At 45.2% G+C, this 16422-nt stretch carries 15 protein-coding genes; 5 read left to right on the top strand and 10 right to left on the bottom strand.

Translation table 11 applies throughout. The annotated features are described in order from the left end of the window. Window positions 1–234: 234 nt before the first annotated feature. Together QUA80_RS15110 and QUA80_RS15105 are read right to left on the bottom strand one after the other, a co-directional pair. Window positions 235–2886, bottom strand: coding sequence for an EAL domain-containing protein (locus tag QUA80_RS15110; RefSeq protein ID WP_333425765.1), 2652 nt, complete (start codon window positions 2884–2886; stop codon window positions 235–237). A 402-nt stretch (window positions 2887–3288) separates the two neighbouring features. Beyond that, complete coding sequence (locus tag QUA80_RS15105; RefSeq protein WP_333425764.1) at window positions 3289–4092, bottom strand: DUF2267 domain-containing protein; 804 nt, start codon at window positions 4090–4092, stop codon at window positions 3289–3291. Between the two features lie 551 nt (window positions 4093–4643). On the opposite strand from QUA80_RS15105, the gene QUA80_RS15100 reads away from it, so the two are divergent. After that, on the top strand, window positions 4644–5102 hold the full coding sequence (locus QUA80_RS15100; RefSeq protein WP_333425762.1) for a response regulator: 459 nt from the start codon (window positions 4644–4646) through the stop codon (window positions 5100–5102). On the opposite strand, the gene QUA80_RS15095 is transcribed toward QUA80_RS15100, so the two are convergent. The 5 genes from QUA80_RS15095 to QUA80_RS15075 form a co-directional block, all read right to left on the bottom strand. Further along, complete coding sequence (locus QUA80_RS15095; protein ID WP_333425760.1) at window positions 5071–5487, bottom strand: DUF2294 domain-containing protein; 417 nt, start codon at window positions 5485–5487, stop codon at window positions 5071–5073. The two genes, QUA80_RS15100 and QUA80_RS15095, sit on opposite strands and share 32 nt — an antisense overlap. Before the next feature lie 368 nt (window positions 5488–5855). Continuing rightward, window positions 5856–6233: a BON domain-containing protein gene (locus QUA80_RS15090; protein ID WP_333425758.1), complete on the bottom strand. Its 378-nt coding sequence runs from the start codon at window positions 6231–6233 to the stop codon at window positions 5856–5858. A 255-nt stretch (window positions 6234–6488) separates the two neighbouring features. Then, entirely contained in the window at window positions 6489–6692 is a 204-nt protein-coding gene (locus tag QUA80_RS15085; RefSeq protein ID WP_333425756.1) for a hypothetical protein, read from the bottom strand. Then, window positions 6647–7306 carry an alpha-amylase family glycosyl hydrolase gene (locus tag QUA80_RS15080; protein ID WP_445302239.1) on the bottom strand — a complete coding sequence of 220 codons (660 nt, stop codon included), beginning with the start codon at window positions 7304–7306 and terminating at the stop codon, window positions 6647–6649. Before QUA80_RS15080 ends, QUA80_RS15085 begins: the two co-directional genes overlap by 46 nt. A 6-nt stretch (window positions 7307–7312) precedes the next feature. Next, entirely contained in the window at window positions 7313–7459 is a 147-nt protein-coding gene (locus QUA80_RS15075; protein WP_333425752.1) for a hypothetical protein, read from the bottom strand. 113 nt (window positions 7460–7572) lie between these two features. Here QUA80_RS15075 and QUA80_RS15070 point away from each other — a divergent pair, with 113 nt between their 5' ends. Further along, window positions 7573–7758 carry a hypothetical protein gene (locus tag QUA80_RS15070; protein WP_333425750.1) on the top strand — a complete coding sequence of 62 codons (186 nt, stop codon included), beginning with the start codon at window positions 7573–7575 and terminating at the stop codon, window positions 7756–7758. Between the two features lie 624 nt (window positions 7759–8382). Next, a complete protein-coding gene (locus QUA80_RS15065; RefSeq protein ID WP_333425748.1) occupies window positions 8383–8631 on the top strand; it encodes a hypothetical protein in 249 nt (82 codons plus the stop codon). A gap of 167 nt (window positions 8632–8798) precedes the next feature. On the opposite strand, the gene QUA80_RS15060 is transcribed toward QUA80_RS15065, so the two are convergent. Both QUA80_RS15060 and QUA80_RS15055 read right to left on the bottom strand, forming a co-directional pair. Next, window positions 8799–9644, bottom strand: coding sequence for a cyanophycinase (locus QUA80_RS15060; protein ID WP_333425746.1), 846 nt, complete (start codon window positions 9642–9644; stop codon window positions 8799–8801). Between the two features lie 366 nt (window positions 9645–10010). Then, window positions 10011–10208: a hypothetical protein gene (locus tag QUA80_RS15055; protein ID WP_333425745.1), complete on the bottom strand. Its 198-nt coding sequence runs from the start codon at window positions 10206–10208 to the stop codon at window positions 10011–10013. 352 nt (window positions 10209–10560) lie between these two features. On the opposite strand from QUA80_RS15055, the gene QUA80_RS15050 reads away from it, so the two are divergent. Then, window positions 10561–12471, top strand: a complete 1911-nt coding sequence (locus QUA80_RS15050) for an ATP-binding protein (RefSeq protein WP_333425743.1) — start codon at window positions 10561–10563, stop codon at window positions 12469–12471. Between the two features lie 224 nt (window positions 12472–12695). Here the strand turns inward: QUA80_RS15050 and QUA80_RS15045 are convergent, their stop codons facing one another. Next, on the bottom strand, window positions 12696–13910 hold the full coding sequence (locus QUA80_RS15045) for a transposase (RefSeq protein ID WP_333425741.1): 1215 nt from the start codon (window positions 13908–13910) through the stop codon (window positions 12696–12698). A gap of 222 nt (window positions 13911–14132) precedes the next feature. Here QUA80_RS15045 and QUA80_RS15040 point away from each other — a divergent pair, with 222 nt between their 5' ends. Then, entirely contained in the window at window positions 14133–16223 is a 2091-nt protein-coding gene (locus QUA80_RS15040) for a CHASE domain-containing protein (protein WP_333425739.1), read from the top strand. The last annotated feature ends 199 nt before the right edge of the window (window positions 16224–16422 follow it).

Here is a 16422-nt window from a genome sequence, read left to right as displayed (position 1 = left end):
GGCGTTGCTCACAGCAGCGTCCCACAAAAGTTTGATTTTTTTGACAGATAATTTAAATGCCGCAACAGCTCAATCAAGCTGTTTGTACTGAGGACTAAAGTGCTCCTATTTTGATGATGATTTTAGTCCTGAATCTTATACCAATTATTAAAAGCCAGCCGTAGGGAAACGGCAATGCCCTGTCCTAGACCCAGCGCCGGAAACTGCGAAAGCTTTTGTCTCTACAGATATCGCTCAAAATAGAAGATCTTTTTTGTTGCCCGTTCGATTTTCTAGGTACAATTGAGTTACGGCAGCCGCCGGTATTGGTTTGCTAAAGAAGTAACCCTGACCCATATCGCACTGAAGCGACTGCAAAAATGCTAACTGTTCTGCTGTTTCTACTCCCTCAGCAATCACCTGTAAATTCAGGCCCTGTCCCAAGGCGATCGCCACTTTCACAATAGTAGCACCGCTGCTGCCGTGCACCAAATCGGCCACAAAGGATTTGTCTATTTTTAAATTATTGAGGGGAAAGTTTTTCAGAGACCAAAGCGAAGAATAACCGGTGCCAAAATCGTCCAGAGAAATTTGAATTCCCAATTGCTGCAACTGCTGCAATACCGACACCGTAAGATTCACATCTGTCATGGCAATGCTCTCGGTAATTTCTATTTCTAAATACTCGGGATTTAATTCGGTTTCTGACAATATTGCAGCGATAGTTTTTACCGTGTTATTTTGCAGAAACTGGCGGGCTGATAAATTCACAGCTATCCGCATCGGCGGCAATCCCAGTAACTGCCACGCTCGATTTTGCAAGCAAGCAGTCCGCATCACCCATTCGTCAATTTCGCAGATGAATCCTGTTTCCTCAGCTAAGGGAATAAAGCGATCGGGAGAAATCAAACCGCGATCGGGATGCTGCCAGCGAATCAGAGCTTCCATGCCGACTATTTTGCCGGTATTTAAGTTGATTTGCGGTTGATAGTGCAGCACAAACTCGGATTTTTTCAGAGCTTTGTAAAGATGATTTTCTAAGTTAAGATCCTCGGAGACTTTACTGCCGATCGCCCGCGTGTAAAACTGATAGTTATTTCGACCTTTCTGTTTAGCTTTGTACATCGCAGCATCAGCATTTTTCAGTAAAGTTTCTGCATCTTCTCCGTCGTAAGGAGCCAAAGCAATTCCCAAGCTAGCTTTAGTATAAAGTTCCAGACCGTCAAAATCAAAAGGACTGCTTAAACTCTGGATAATTAGCTGGCAAATCTTAGTTGCTTCCTCACGGCTGTTGAGATTGTACAGCAGCACAGTAAATTCATCCCCGCCCCAACGGGCAATCGAATCCCCCGCGCGCAAACAGTTAGTCAAACGCTGAGATACAGCTTGCAGCAACAAATCGCCCACTGGGTGGCCGAGAGTATCATTAACATTTTTAAATCTATCCAAATCTAGAAATATCACCGCCAGCATTTCTGCGTTTTGGTGAGCGGTAGCTAAAGCTAAAGACAGCCTTTCATTAAACAGCAATCTATTAGGTAAACCGGTTAATTGGTCGTGAGAAGCTTGATGTCTGATCATCGCCTCGACGCGCCTCTGCATTGCAGCCATGTACAGGTGAGTTCCTAAAGCTTTTGCTAGCTTCTGTTCCTCGCTGCTCCAATTTTGAGCTGCGCCGATTTTGATTTCTTTCCAAGCTGCAAAAGACTTTCGGGGACGATCGTTCCTGGCGTCGGAAGTGCAACAGCCCGCCCACAAAATTTCGGTTTCTATCGGGCTGCGAAAAACGGTGAGACAGCCGATGCACTGTTGGCCGTATTGCAGCGGTACTGCTAAAAACGATCGAATGGAGGCTGCTAAAAAATTGGCAGATACAGATTTAAGTTGAGGTTCTTGAGCAATATCAGAAATTGCGTACAAGCGCGGTACTATTAAACTTGAAATATTTGTGTCAAGTGAAGTGTAATGCTGGGAATATAGATTTTGAAAAATAGCTAATTGGCTGGAACGATCGGCATTTTTTGCTCGATCTTCTTGGTTGGCAAACCCCATGATTTGCTGCCAAAACGGGCTGAGTTCGAGGTCGATCTCCGGGGGCTGCAGGCCGCAGGTATAAAGTAAAGCCGGCCGATCGCCAAACTCGGCTGCAAAGTACAGCCGCCCTCCCGAACCATTTAAATGTTTGACTGTTTGTTCGAGAACTGCTTTCCGAATTTCGTTTAGTTCCAGAGGAGAATGCAGCAAACTGGTGATTTGATTGATAACGGCTTCGTCGCGCGCTTGCTGTCTAGCTTGACTGAGTAAAAAAGATTGGGCGATCGCAATTGAAAGTTGATCGACAAGCAACTGCACGATTTTCAATTCTCGATCGCTAAACCGTTTGGGTTGGCTGTGGTGACACACCAACAGCCCCCAAAGCTGATTTTGATGCAAAATCGGCACCGTCAAAGAAGAACGTGTCCCCATAGCCTTCAGATATTCAGCGTGACAGGGATCTACGGGACAATAGCGAATATCTTCAACTGTTAAAGCTTTGCCGGTTTCGGGACAATCTAAGCGATTAATTGTTTGATGCTTTAATTCCACATCTACAATCACTCGCTGCCGCGCTTTGACAAACATTTCGCGAGCACTATGGGGAATGTCGCTTGCTGGAAAGCGCAAACCCAAAAGAGATGGCAAGTTGCCGCCGTTGATGGACTCAGCAATTACCTCACCGCTAGCGTCGGCCTCAAAGCGATAAACTTTTACCCGATCGCTGGCTAAAAAACTGCGGATTTCTCTGGTAGTTGTCGTCAAAATCTCTTGCAGTTCTAGAGAGTTGCGGATGCGATTGGTAATTCGATTGAGTAAAATCTCTTGTTCTAGAGTCGATCGTGACATTTGTCTGACTTTAGTGCGGGCCATCCCTTTTGATCTCCAGGGCTGTTAACAGCATTTTTGCGAGCCACGGTGTTAACTCGCCATGTATTATACATTACAACACTTTTGTGGCATCTATGGGCTTGACCCAACCCGGGAGCGAGAAACTCAGTTTCTGAGGATGTTTCTGGTTTTCTTACAATTTCGGCTAGAAACCCGGTTTCTCACAGCAATTACAAGGCAAGAAACGAGCGATCGAACACAGTAGTGAGAACTCTAGTCCGAGCGAGTTCGATCGGGACTTAAATTACCACTATACAACAATTACAGAGTTACAAGACAAGAGGTATACAGAAACCGAGTTGATGAAACAAGCTTCTGGCTCAAGAGCGCAGAATGCTGGTTCGGCAACCCGGTTTGTAAGTATTTATACCAAGAAAAATCCGGTTAAGCCGACTCCCAAATTTCCCGAATTCTGTCCGGCAAAAAGCCCGCTATTTCCTGAATTCGCTCCTCGGACAGCTCATCCTTGGTCGCAGAAAATACAGCCGCGATCGCAGTTTCCGGTTTGACTCCCGGAGGAAGTCCGCCTTCTAGTTCCACCCTCCGTGCAAACAAATTGCCATCAATCCCCAAAGGTGCAGGTTCGCCCGTCAAAGGCCGACGCACCCGGCTGAGCCATCCCACCAGCGGATTCGTATCTTTCCAGAGGTCTGCTATTTCTTTTTGCAGGGTTTTGTCGTCCGCAGGCAAAACTTCTTTGTGCAGTTCAGCTTCCACGCGATCGCTGGCTTCTGTTGTCATCACATCGCGCATGATCCGGTACACTAATTCGGTAATGTCCCGGGCATCAAAAATATCCTCCAAGTGACCTTTTAGCATCACTTTTTCCAAAAACGGCATATCCTCAGAAGCGATAGGAACTGCCGATCCTTCTTGGTGGAGAGACTTCGGAGGATTCGTCTCCATTTTCTGTAACAGTTTCTGACCTTTTTCTGTTAAATCAGCTTCTTGAAATGCTACTAAAGGCGGCAATAACTCAGCTCCTCCGTAAGGCTCTCCACTAAAGTCCGCTTTGATAAATTCCCTTTGGTTGAGGTAGTCCAAATGACCGAGCAATTCTGCTTCTGCCACCTCTCTACCAACATACTCCTCGGCTGCGTTCCTAATTTCCGAATCTCCGCCGCCGTTGCCGCTGCCAATTTTTTTCAGCAAAATGTAAGTCAGGTCGTCTCTGATTGCAATTGTCATAAAAATCTCCTAGGTTAATCTCGGGTTAAACCAAGTAAAAACTGATATTCTTCCTTGCTAAAATTGTGACAATTACTACTTAAAAATATTGAACTCTAAACTAGACAAATAAAGATATCTCTGCAGGTGGAAGTTTTTTAAATTAAGTTTTTTTTATAATCTTCCTTGAGATAGATTAACCTGGGGACATCGGGGTCTAATTTTGATAGTATCCTGCAAAATCTACCGCCACTCTTGAAAGCAATTAAGCGAGCATTATTTCTTAATAATATTTTTCGTATTTATCGCGTTTTGTTGCCAAGGCTGACGCACCTGTATGGCCTAAGCTGGTAAATTGCGCTGGGATAGGTAAAAATAGGGAAATGTTATGGCATCGATCCACTGGTGCAGCCTGTGCACCAGCTTGCATGGATATTGTACAATCGAGCTAGACTCAAGACTAGCCCTGTGAGAGCTACAAATACGAGCCAATCTGTTTCAAGTGCCGGATCGCCACTTGAGGAATGCCTCGGGGACAACTTTTTTGATCGAATATAGTTCGATCGGCATTTATGAACTACCCTAATTGGAAGAAGAATTTGGAACCCTCGTCATTCAATAACGTTCAACAGGCGGTTTACAACCGTCCTTTAGTTTTGGCAGTAGACGACAATCACGACAACTTAGAGCTTCTGACACAAATACTGGATTTATTCGGCTGCGAATGCGTGGCCGTAGTTGACGGGTACGCAGCTCTTTCAGCAGCAGTCGATCGCAATCCCGACCTAATCGTACTTGACATTTGCCTGCCAGATATAGACGGTATAGAATTAGTAAGCCTCATCAAACAAAACCCGGATCTCATAGATATTCCGATTGTCGCTATCACAGCACTAGCAAAAACAGAAGACCGCGATCGGATTCTGGAAGCCGGATGCGTTGCATATCTCTCCAAACCTTTTAACATCAAGGATTTAGAAGCAATTATCCGCTACCACCTCAACTTCCAGCCGTTTTTGGTTGAGTTTTAGACTTTGAATTAGAATCGCGAACTTTAGGTGCAGACTCCAAAATTGCGATCGTCGCTGTGCGGCCAGTCTCCAAAGTCGCATCGGTGAGCAAATCAGTGACTCGCACGCCCAAAACCTCTTTGATTAAGTCTTTCAATTGCAATTCTAGTACCGATTCTAGTTGCGATCGCACCTGCGAAGCCAAATCTTCCTGACCGTTCTGAGCCAGTAGTTTTTCAGGTTGAGTAATCGCATTTTCGATCACAATTATCAGTTTGTCATCCAAAATATTGCACAGTGCCTGACTCGTTTGGTGTCCGAGTTGAGAGCGGTACAAAGCTTGAATTCCCTGGGCAATAGTCCTTTCTAATTTTCCGCGAGTAGGTTGTAAAGTTTCCCCGGTCATATTTTTTTACGTCAAGCAAGATAACTGAAAAAAATAGTTATGGAAGAAGCAAGAAGGAAGACAGAAGTTGCAATCGACCGCATGCAGAAAGTGCAATTAAGAACGCCATAATCGTCAGGGCGGTTGCTAAGCCCCGACCCATTTAAATTTTACCGTCAATACAACGCAAGAATGCCCAACAGCTTATAACCGTTAACAGTTAACCGTTAACTGCGAACATAGGACTTACGCATAAGGAATCAGCCACCGGGTTTTTTATGAAATATTTCGTTCCCGCCCGCCGCTTCGCTAAAAAACCCGGTTTCTAGGCGTCGGAATGCCTAAGTCCTGTAAAAGTTAACCGTTAACCGTTATCAACAACCTGCGCGCTAGCCGACAGAAACTTGATTAGTTTCTACCCCAGTTGCACCCTTAACACCTTTAGCAATTGTCACCAACTTGTTGACAATTTCCTGACTGGGAACTGTACCTTTGAGAACCACCGTAGATCCGTGTTGAGCCACATAAACGGTCTCAATATCCGCAACATCAGGATTTGCATCAAAGGCCTGAGCCACCCGTTTAGCTAAACCGCTTTGATCGTATTCTCCATTCAATCCCATGCGTTCCGGCGGAATTGTCTGAGCGCTCGCAGCAGGTTGAGCTTGAGCTTGAGCTTGAGCTACAGGTGCTTGGTAAGCAGGAGCGTCAACAGTTTCTTGATTTTCAAGTTTTTCTAAACCAAACAGTCTTTTTAACCAGCCCATAGAGTTTGTCCTCCCACAAAGTTTGTGTTAATTGACAGTTGGCACGTCCCCGTACAATTGTTATTCTCAATACCAGGAATTGCGATCGCACGGCGTTGACGCAGAAACCGAGTTTTTCTACAAAAAAGTATCGTTCCAGCTATCCGCCAGGGTAGAAAAACCCGGTTTCTTGAGTTTGGTTTGCCAGTCCTAACTACCATTTAATGTTGTACAACTGTGATTCTCATCTGCCTGGAGACATAAATTCTCCGGCTTTCAAACAAATACCCGCGCTGACCATTCCGGCAAATCAAACTTAAAGCCTTCTTCCCCAACTTCTACGATTTTGTTGTACATCCACTCGTGCCAAGTTCCCGCCGGAAAGTTAAGAATGCTGTTACCAGATAGATAAGTATCCGAAAATTTGGCTACAACTACAGCTCGCGTTCCCTCATCGCTCCAGCGGTCGTAAGCCAGCACTTTGGCTTGGGGAATTTCGCGATCGATTCAAGATTTTCGCTATAAAATGACGGCAAATTTCGCCGCAGCCGAATCACGTGTTTGTGGTATTCCAACAACTCATGATTGGGCTGATTTTTCAACAAAGACCATTGCAGTTTATTCGGCTGGTTGGGAGTTTCCCGAGTGGACTGTCCAAACTCTTCCCCCATCCACAGCATCGGTATTCCTCCTGCGGTTACTAACAAAACCGCTCCCAATTTAGCCTGTTTAAAAGCAATTTCTCGGTCGAGAATCCGAAAGCTTGCTTCCGCTAGCAAGCAGTCGCGGTCGTGACTGGCGAAATAATCGATCGCATTAGTTGTGTTTCGATCGCCTTGTTGTTTGCCATCCAGAACTTGCTTGAGCTTTTCGATATCGAAAGTCTTCCCCGCGAGATTTTCTCTGGCAAAAATGCGAAAAATTTGGCATTCGTCAATTAATCGCTTCACATCTGCGGTTCCACCGTAGCTTGACTCTACGGCAAAGAAATCGCGGACTTTGTAGCCGCAGCTATAATCGCCCGGATATTCATTAACTGCCATTAGTTCGATCGCATTTATCCTTAAATCGCACAGATAATCTAATTTCTCGATAACCTGCTAGAATTTACTGCGGCTGTCAGAACCCTCTGCGCCCCAAAAATCAGCAACGTGCAGTTCGTGAATCACTAATTCTTCATTTTCTGGGAGTTTTTTGTCGTCGTGCTGCCCAACTGCGAATTGCACTTCTATGAGTAGTGCAGTCAACTTCAGTGGCGTGGGGATCGTTTATTTCTACCCGTTCGTCCAGTTCAAAACACGGACTTTGCGATTGAACTCGGAATTTGTATTGATAAATACCGTCTTCTAACTGAATTTTAGTGCGGAAATATTTATCATCTTTTTGTCAGGGAATTTCATCCGATTTGGAAAATGAGCCGATCGGTGTAGCTGCTTTGTTGTTGGGAGGGAACAGTTTGAATTCAATTGCTGCGGCCGTGAATACTTTATTGGCAGAACTTATAACTGTGATTAGTATTTATTTTTACAATTTAGCAAATCTGTAGCCATCGTTCTTAAGAGTTAAACTTGTAACTCTTATGTTTTAGGGTGCTGATGAACACCTGGAGGATTTAGTAAGATCCGCCTATCAGCACCCGGAGGTCAGATTTAAATCTAAAATGTAGTTAAAGTAACTAAAAATTATTAAGCGCTGTTTATGAAAATTAATTTAACTTTTGATAACTAGATAAATTGTGATAAAAATTTAATAATTGTAACTAAAGGAACATTTTTTCGTTGACAGAGCTAATACTGTAGAAAGATGTCTTTTTAAGCGGAAAAGGAGAGGATCGGCTTGTAATTGAAAGGCAAGGGAAACCAGAAAAATGAATGCTTTATTCAACTGGATTTTCTCGGGATCGACCTTAAGTCAAGTTTGAGCCGAGAATAGCAATGATTATTTTTGCTTATGTCTTGGCAGCTCTTATTTTCGAGTTTTTGACTGGCAAACTTTGTAGAACCTTTCATCAGCTTTAACGACTGCTGCTACCTCAGTAATTGGTAATCGGTGAAAATCTCATCCGTCCCTGTTACCCGTTAGATATTCCGAGTAGCGTCTCTAGGGTTCTAAAAGTTTAATTGGGGATGTTGCCAAATTACCGTTACTGTAAAACTCTGGAGTGTTAAAAATGCTAAAACAAATGTGTTGGTTGCCCAGATTGGGAGGGAATGGAGAAAAGATACTGCACTTGCGCACCGAAGCCCGTCAAGCGTGGCGGCCTTATACAGCTTTTCCGCAGTACGCTGCACCCGACTACCGGGAACCGGGCGGTTCTAAGGGATGGGCAACTTTTCAGAAGCTGAAAATTCAAGGGTGGAATTTAATATCGACTGAAGAAGGGCAGCAGTCGATTTTTGGTGAACAGAAAAGTGCTTGAAAAACCAGAAACCACAAGAAAAAAAGAAGAGGAGTTTACCTCTTCTTTTTATTAGTTCTCAACGAAATATCGGGGTTTAAAAACCGCGACACTTTGTTGAAGCGGTAAGGTGTGCACTGCGCACCCTACATAATTTTGACATTTACTTTGGCGGCGTTGGAAGTAAATCAGGCGATCGCCGTTTCCCTATCTGCTGTAGTTGCTACGTTATCGAGCACCGGCTGGTGAGTTTTCAAGTTGAATCGGTATCCGTGGGGGAGGATGTGCAACTTGGCGCCGCAAATCGCCAAACCCTCATCCTTCAACCGTCCATCTATATTGTCGTGGAGTTTTTCCGACTCGTCGATGATTGTTACAGCGCTTTCGCCAATAACTTCCAACTCGTCACCGCTGACTAAAATAGCTGTATTTTCGTCAATACCAAATCCCAACACGGCCGGTTGCAGCAAGAGTGCGGTAACTAAGCGTCCCAAACGACCTCGCTGGGCGAAATGCTGGTCGATGACAACTCCCGGAAGGAAACCCATTCCCGGGCCCATTGCTACCACATCAACGCGGGGATTTGTCTCCGAGTCTCCTTCAATAATCATCATGTCTGGCATCATCGCCGCGCCGGCACTGGTGCCGCCAATGATAATCCCTTCCGAGTAGCGTTTGTGCATAGCTGCATCGAGTTTGGTGTCTTTCAAGCAGTTAATAATCCGCGCTTGATCTCCGCCGGTAAAGAATATGCCAGTCGCTTGTTCGATCGCTTCTAAATAATCTGGATTGTTGGCATCTTCGGGTCTCTGGGTGTCAACAACTCGCACATCTTCAGCGCCGAGTCGCTCAAACACTCGGATGTAATTATCTCCTACTTCTCCCGGCAGGCTGGTCGCAGCCGTCATCACTACAATGCGGGCTTTAGTGCCTCCGGCGCACCGCAAGAATTCCCGCAGAATTTTACACTCCCCCTCTTTGTCTTCCGCGCCCCCAATAATTAGCAACTTCCCCTGATTTTCGTTGCTCGCCATACGATCTCCACTTTTAATTTATTAAATTTCACTAAAACACAAAATTGTTTTTTCTGAAAACTGCCCAAAGGTATAGATAGATACACAAAATTATTTGAATTTGACGATTCCTGGACGGACAAAACTCAAGGGTTCTGGGGTTTGTTTGCTCGGGCCCGGGCTGTAAACAGCTTTTTGCTAAAAAAAACTTAACCCCCCCTACCCTAACCGGATAGAGGTGGGTCAAAAAATCAGTTGAATTTATCAGGACTTACGCGCGCGCGGGTCATAAACTCGATTTCTGACTGGATGTTTCCCCCATAAACCTCTTCTTCCTCGCAGAAACCGGGTGGATGAGCGTAAGTCCTAAATTAGTCCGATCGCCCCTTAGTGCGAGCGTTCGATCAAATTGCTCAACATTGTACGCGCCCGTTCTAAAGGTAGGTGTCTGGGTTTGCCGTTCCAGACAATCTGATATTCGTTGCTGTTTTGACCGTCGCCGTAGCCAGAAATCAGCTTCCGGTGAAATGCTTCCTCAGCCAAGTCGTGAACTTTATCCCTGAGAGCAGTTTGTGCTATGTTCATGATTTGCTGCCTCTTAAATTCTCTTTCACAGTGATAAACAATTTAAGCGGGCGCTGCACCTCTCAAAAGTTATAGGTTTTTTTTGTGAACTGGGAAGAAAGCAGTCATTAGCCATAAATGCTCAGCCATCACTGCTCAGTCAGATGTTGAAGGAAGAAGGAATATTTTCCCACTCTCCCCCCTCTGCCCATTTCCCCACTCTCCCACTCTCCCAGTCCTCCTCTCCCGCTATGCTGAAGACAGAATTGGTCGCAGTATTTGTCTCGCTGCTGCCATATCTATGCCCGCAGGTAGTATCCCATAAACCGACAAGAGACTTACTGTAAAAAGTTAGCTCAAAGGAGGTTAGAAAATGCTGCAAGAAAAAAGCACCGAAACAGCCCGCGTCAATGCTCGAAAAACCGATATTTTTGATATTTTCAACTTCAAACACTATATCGGGCCAAACCCTTATTTAGACACTGCGGCTTTAGTTTTTGATTTAGCGGTGACGGGCGCTAGGGAACCTTTGCCGATCGCGCATTACCAGGAAATTATTGGCGATCGCTACCCGCAACTCCTGCAAGAAACTTTCTCGAACCACGCCCAACTGTTCGGCCGTACCGCCTCAGAAGTAGCAAAACTCGACATGGGTTTGCATTTCCAACACTGGAACGTCAAGCCGTTTTCTCAGTTTTACAGAATCAGCATAGAAGCGCTTCACGCCCGCAGCGCCAGAGCAGTCGTTTACGCTGTTTGGGATTGGTTTGAAGCCATCAATCAAAATCAAGACTTTCCCTTGGAAGCACAAATGGGCGCGCTGCAAAATATGTTCCGGCAGTCAGTTTACGGAGGCCCGACAGTTTATTCATTAATGCGATCGGCATCCCAAAAAGGCATTCCCGCATTTTATTTGTGGGATGAAGGACTAATGCAATACGGGTACGGCAAAAAACTGATTCGCGGCTCTGCAACTACCTTTGATTCTGACAGCCACTTAGACTCAGACTTTACCACGCGCAAAGACGATTGTAAAGCTTTTCTCGCTACATTAGGATTTCCTGTCCCCAAAGGCGATATCGTCTCCACAGAAAACGGAGCTCTGACAGTTGCGAGAGAAATTGGCTACCCAGTTGCTATCAAACCAGTAGTCGGTCATAAAGGAATTGGCGTCACAGCAGATGTCCGAGATGCTGAGGAATTGCAGGCGGCTTTTAAAAGAGCAGTTAAGGCAATTCCCGAAACAGACCCGGTGCGAGTAATTGTGGAAAACAGCATCAAAGGATCGGATTTTAGGCTGCTGTGCGTTGACGGCAAATTTGTTTCTGCAACTGAACGCCGACCCGCTTGGGTAACAGGTGATGGCGACTCAACAATTCGCGAATTAATCCGCCGCGAAAACCGCAAACCAGAACGTTTAGATACGCCAACTTCGGCCCTGAGCAAAATTCAGTCCGACGAAGCGATGGAAATGTATCTGGAAGAACAAGGGCTGTCATTGGATAGCGTGCTAACTCGCGATCGCACTGTGTCTCTGCGCAAAGTCGCCAATCTTTCCGCAGGCGGCGTCAGCATCGACGCTACCCGCACTATTCACCCGGATAACATTGTTTTGGCTCAAGATATCGCCCTACATTTTCGGTTAACTTGTTTGGGGATTGATGTGGTAACAGAAACTCTCACCAAATCTTGGAAAACAGGCAATTTTGGGATTATCGAGATCAATGCCGCGCCGGGAATTTTCATGCACCTCAACCCGGCTGTCGGCGAAGGTGTTGATGTGCCTTCGCATATTATCGAAACTTTCTTTCAATCGGGAAAATCCGCCAGAATTCCGATTATTACTTTCAACCGAATTTCGGTGCAAGAACTGCAAGAAACCATCGACCACATTCTGTTGCAGCATCCCGATTGGACAGTCGGTGCTGTTTGTCGCGGTGGAATTTTTGTCAACCGTTCTGAAAAAGTTTTGAATAAAAATTACCATCTTAACCTGCAAAGTTTGCTGCGGCATCCCAAGCTCGATTTGTTAATTGCTGAATATCCCGAAGATATTTTGGAAGATGAGGGAATGTTTTATCGGGGCAGCAATATGGTGGTGCTGGACAATCCGACAGAAACGGAGATGATTTTGGTCAGAGAAAGCACTGATGAAGATACTGTTGTGGTGAGGGAAGGAAATAGTATCTCTATTCGCCGCCAGGGGCTGATCGAACAGTATAATCTGGGGGATGAGGAACCGTTTACGCGGGTTTATTTGAAGGAAATAGGGACTGTTTTGTAAGCTGTTCTAGATTTAACTTTGCTTTGTAGGGCGGGCCAGGAGTGTCCGCCCTACAAAATTTTAAATAATTTTTCTCGTTCCTGGGTTATTGCGGGGCACGAAGTTGGGGAACGCCCAGATAGGAACTCGCTTCGTTACAGTTAGTTACAATTGGTTTCAATTCCTCAGTCGTGGATGCACTATTCTTGACACTCCCCACGCATAGAATGCGGGGGATTCTTCTCTCACAGGCTCAACTCTAGACCGATATTACTATCGAGCCCCGATAGAACGCCTCCAGAAGCAGTTTTACTCACGGGCTGCCCGACCGCAAGGATACCTCTGTCTCTAATTACTTGTGCTGCTGCTGTATCGCGATGAGTGGTGTACCCGCAGGACTGACAACTATGGATTCTGACATCCAAGGTTTTCTTACCAGTATGGGTTCCACATTGGGGGCAAATTTGACTCGTATAGTTTTTATCAACACGAGCAAAATACACCCCGCGCTTCCAACACACATGAGACAGAATCGAGAAGAATTGACCATAGGCTGCATCCAGAGTATGTTTACCGAACATCCCCTTTGCCCAAGCCTTAAAATTGATATCCTCAACGAATATCATTCCTGCTCGGTCACATAACCGATGAGCTAATTTATAGTGCCAATCCTTTCTGGTATCACTGATTTTTTGATGAATTCTAGCAATCTTTTTCTGGAGATCAAGCCAATTATTAGACCCTTTTCTTTGATGCTTTAATCTTCGTTGCAGTGATTTTAACTCGCGGTGAAGTGCCTGAAAAAATCTCGGTCCGTTGACTAATTCTCCATCTGAAGTTGCGAGGTATTTGTCCAGCCCAATATCTACCCCTAATGGATGTCCTGACGGTGGGCGCTCGGGCAGGTTGACTGCTAACTGGTAGGTCAGCATGACAAAATATCCTGATGCCCTTTTAACTACTCTAATTTGCTTGAGTAGAAAACCCTCTGGTGTGGGTCTAGACATTTTCATCCTTACCCACCCAATAGACGGCAGGTTAACCTTTCCATTCTCCACTGCTGCATCCTTAACAGCCGGGAAAACAAACGAGCGCATCCGTTTTTTGAAGCGAGGAAACCCATGCCCTCTATCCCACATTGCCACAAATGCCGACTCTAAAACCTTTAAAGTTTGCTGCAATACTTGCGAATGAGGGGTCTTTAATTCGGGACAATGCTTCTTAGCTTCTGCCAAACCTTTGCACTGACTAGCATAGGTTGGTCTAGGAGTATCCGGTGAGATAATATACTCACCAACTATCGAACAAGCATTAACAGAAGACTTACGAGAATTCACCCAATCTTTCCGTTCTCGCAAGGCATAGTTATAAACCTGACGACAAACAGACAACCAAATCTCAAATATTTGAACTTGAGATTTGGTCGGACGTAGTTTGTACTCGTGAGTTACTGTTAGCATGATATAATCATATCATGCTTTTAGAAATCAACCAGGATTTTTCTAAGACTGTAGGCGGCCGCATCCGCTGCCGAGTTCATCCCCACGCCTGAATTCGGGGGCTTTCCTCTCGTTTTCCGGTAAGTTTTTAGACAATCTGGTTTCTGCGCTGTCCTTCGTGCTATCAAGGAATTTCACAAGTCTTTAAACGAATTGCACTCCGGTGGCAGAAGGTGTGGGAATATGAATGTTGCGAGCAATTGGTTTCATTCGGTGAGGGAAAGTTTACTGTCGCACCGTCGCTACATTCCAGCAGCCTTGACTCTTTGCACCGGTACGAGCTTGTCCTTGGCAGCCGCGGCGGTCGTTTGGCATGAGGAAAACCAACGAATGGAAGCTGAATTTCATCAGCAAGCCGATCGCCTGAATGTGGCATTGCAGCAAAGCATCAATAAAAATTTAGAATTTCTCTACTCACTTGAAGCATTCTATAGGGGATCTACTGAAGTTACCAGACAAGATTTTAAGGAATTCGCTCAATCTGCACTTTCCAGAAATTCTGCTATACATTCTGTTAACTGGATTCGGCGCGTGCCTGCTGCCCAAAAAGCAGCTTACGAACGGACAATTCGAGCCGAAGGTTTTCCGGCATTTCAAATTTACGAACGAGATCCTGACCAACAGCCGATCGCAGTTGCTTTGCGATCGGAATACTTTCCAATTACCTACAGAGAAGCACTAAAAGAAGATAACAAAGTGATCGGTTTTGATGTTGCCTCCAACCCCGATCGCAAAGCAGCTTTAGAGAAATCGGTGAATACCGGGAAAATAGCGGCTTCCGGGCGGATTAGATTAGTCAGCAACAATCAACCGGGATTGCAAGTATTTCTACCAGTACCCCGCCGCACAAATTCTGCTGATAACTCGGTCAACAGCCGCCAAAACCTCATGGGAGTTATTGCGGGTCTGTTTCAGATTACCAATATGGTCGATTTCTCTTTAGAATCGCTAAATTTAGACAACATTAATTTTTACCTCTATGACAACTCTGCTATAGAGAAAGAACGCTTTCTGGTGCGCTACGACTCACAAGCTAAGCAGTTGATAGATCGCCCAAAACACGAAAAGCCAGAGTTAGGTAATTTGTCGGCAAAAATCTGTCAATATCCGAGTGCTTGCACTCGCCTATTTAACGTAGCAGACCGCCAGTGGATGCTGCTAGTTTTGCCCGGGAAGGGGTACAACAGTCTGAGGACGTATCAGGGTTCGCTGGCAATTGGCGCGATCGGACTATTGATGACTGGCAGCTTGACGATTTACCTGTTGATGTCTGTAGAACGTACCGCAAAAGTAGAACAGCAAGTGTACGATCGTACAATTCAACTAAAAGAGCGCACCGCTGAACTAGAAACGGCACTGAAAAATTTGCAGGAAGCTCAATTGAAACTAATCCAAACTGAAAAAATGTCCAGCTTGGGGCAGTTGGTGGCTGGAGTTGCCCACGAAATTAACAATCCTGTCAACTTCATCTCTGGCAACCTGATCCATACAGGCGAATATACTCAAAGCTTGCTGGAACTTGTAGAAATATACCAGCAGCAATATCCGAACCCAACGCCCGAAGTGCAAGCGAAACTACAAGAGATCGAATTGGATTTTATCAGTCAAGACTTGCCTAAAGTCCTAAAATCTATGAATTTGGGAGCTGAACGCATCCGTCAAATCGTGCTTTCTCTGCGGAATTTTTCGCGCTTGGATGAAGCTGAAATGAAGTCGGTTGACATTCACCAAGGCATTGACAGCACCTTGATGATTTTGGATGGTCGGCTGAAACCTAAAGCTGATTTTCCGGGCATCCAGGTCATCAAAGAATACGGAAATTTGCCCTTGGTGGAGTGCTGGGCGGGACAATTAAATCAGGTATTTATGAATATTTTGACTAATGCCATTGATGTTTTATATGACGAAACAAATCATTGTTTTTCCCTCGTGAAAAATCCACCTATTTCGGCATTTTCACCTACTATTCGGATTCGCACTGAAATTTTAAATTCTAATTGTGTGTGCGTGCGAATCGCTGACAATGGAGCGGGCATGACGGAAAATGTAAAAAAACGTTTGTTTGAGCCGTTTTTTACTACCAAACCTGTAGGGAAAGGTACTGGCTTGGGATTGTCTATCGGCTATCAAATAGTGGAAAAACATCGCGGTTCGCTCAGGTGCGTATCGGCTCCGGGAGAGGGAACTGAATTCTGGATTGAGATACCCATACGGCAACAGTTCGAGCAATCTGTTTCTAAGGTTTCACCTGCAGTAGGTGTCAATTGGAAGTAGCGGGATCGATCTCGCTTCTAGTCGAGTCTCGCTCTCCCTCGCATCTTCCTTTCTCGTGGGGACGCTAGAGCGCCGCCGTTCTCCCCTTGGTTAATTAGTTTAAGAAAGGTGCTTTTCTGCACAGCGTACAGTTAACTCCTAAAACTTAACATTTCCTAGTTAGAGTTATTGGCAAGCGCGTGCTAATTTCTAGTCAAAT

Source organism: Microcoleus sp. F4-D5 (assembly GCF_036704885.1).
Taxonomy (GTDB): Bacteria; Cyanobacteriota; Cyanobacteriia; order Cyanobacteriales; family Microcoleaceae; genus Microcoleus.
Note: the sequence above shows the minus strand (reverse complement) of the source record. Positions and strands in the feature narration are given on the sequence as shown.

Bases quoted from the DNA above. Each gene is read 5' to 3' on its own strand.
- QUA80_RS15110 (WP_333425765.1), bottom strand. From the start codon at position 2,886: ATGGCCCGCACTAAAGTCAGACAAATGTCACGATCGACTCTAGAACAA.
- QUA80_RS15105 (WP_333425764.1), bottom strand. From the start codon at position 4,092: ATGACAATTGCAATCAGAGACGACCTGACTTACATTTTGCTGAAAAAA.
- QUA80_RS15100 (WP_333425762.1), top strand. From the start codon at position 4,644: ATGAACTACCCTAATTGGAAGAAGAATTTGGAACCCTCGTCATTCAAT.
- QUA80_RS15095 (WP_333425760.1), bottom strand. From the start codon at position 5,487: ATGACCGGGGAAACTTTACAACCTACTCGCGGAAAATTAGAAAGGACT.
- QUA80_RS15090 (WP_333425758.1), bottom strand. From the start codon at position 6,233: ATGGGCTGGTTAAAAAGACTGTTTGGTTTAGAAAAACTTGAAAATCAA.
- QUA80_RS15065 (WP_333425748.1), top strand. From the start codon at position 8,383: ATGCTAAAACAAATGTGTTGGTTGCCCAGATTGGGAGGGAATGGAGAA.
- QUA80_RS15060 (WP_333425746.1), bottom strand. From the start codon at position 9,644: ATGGCGAGCAACGAAAATCAGGGGAAGTTGCTAATTATTGGGGGCGCG.
- QUA80_RS15055 (WP_333425745.1), bottom strand. From the start codon at position 10,208: ATGAACATAGCACAAACTGCTCTCAGGGATAAAGTTCACGACTTGGCT.
- QUA80_RS15050 (WP_333425743.1), top strand. From the start codon at position 10,561: ATGCTGCAAGAAAAAAGCACCGAAACAGCCCGCGTCAATGCTCGAAAA.
- QUA80_RS15045 (WP_333425741.1), bottom strand. From the start codon at position 13,910: ATGCTAACAGTAACTCACGAGTACAAACTACGTCCGACCAAATCTCAA.
- QUA80_RS15040 (WP_333425739.1), top strand. From the start codon at position 14,133: ATGAATGTTGCGAGCAATTGGTTTCATTCGGTGAGGGAAAGTTTACTG.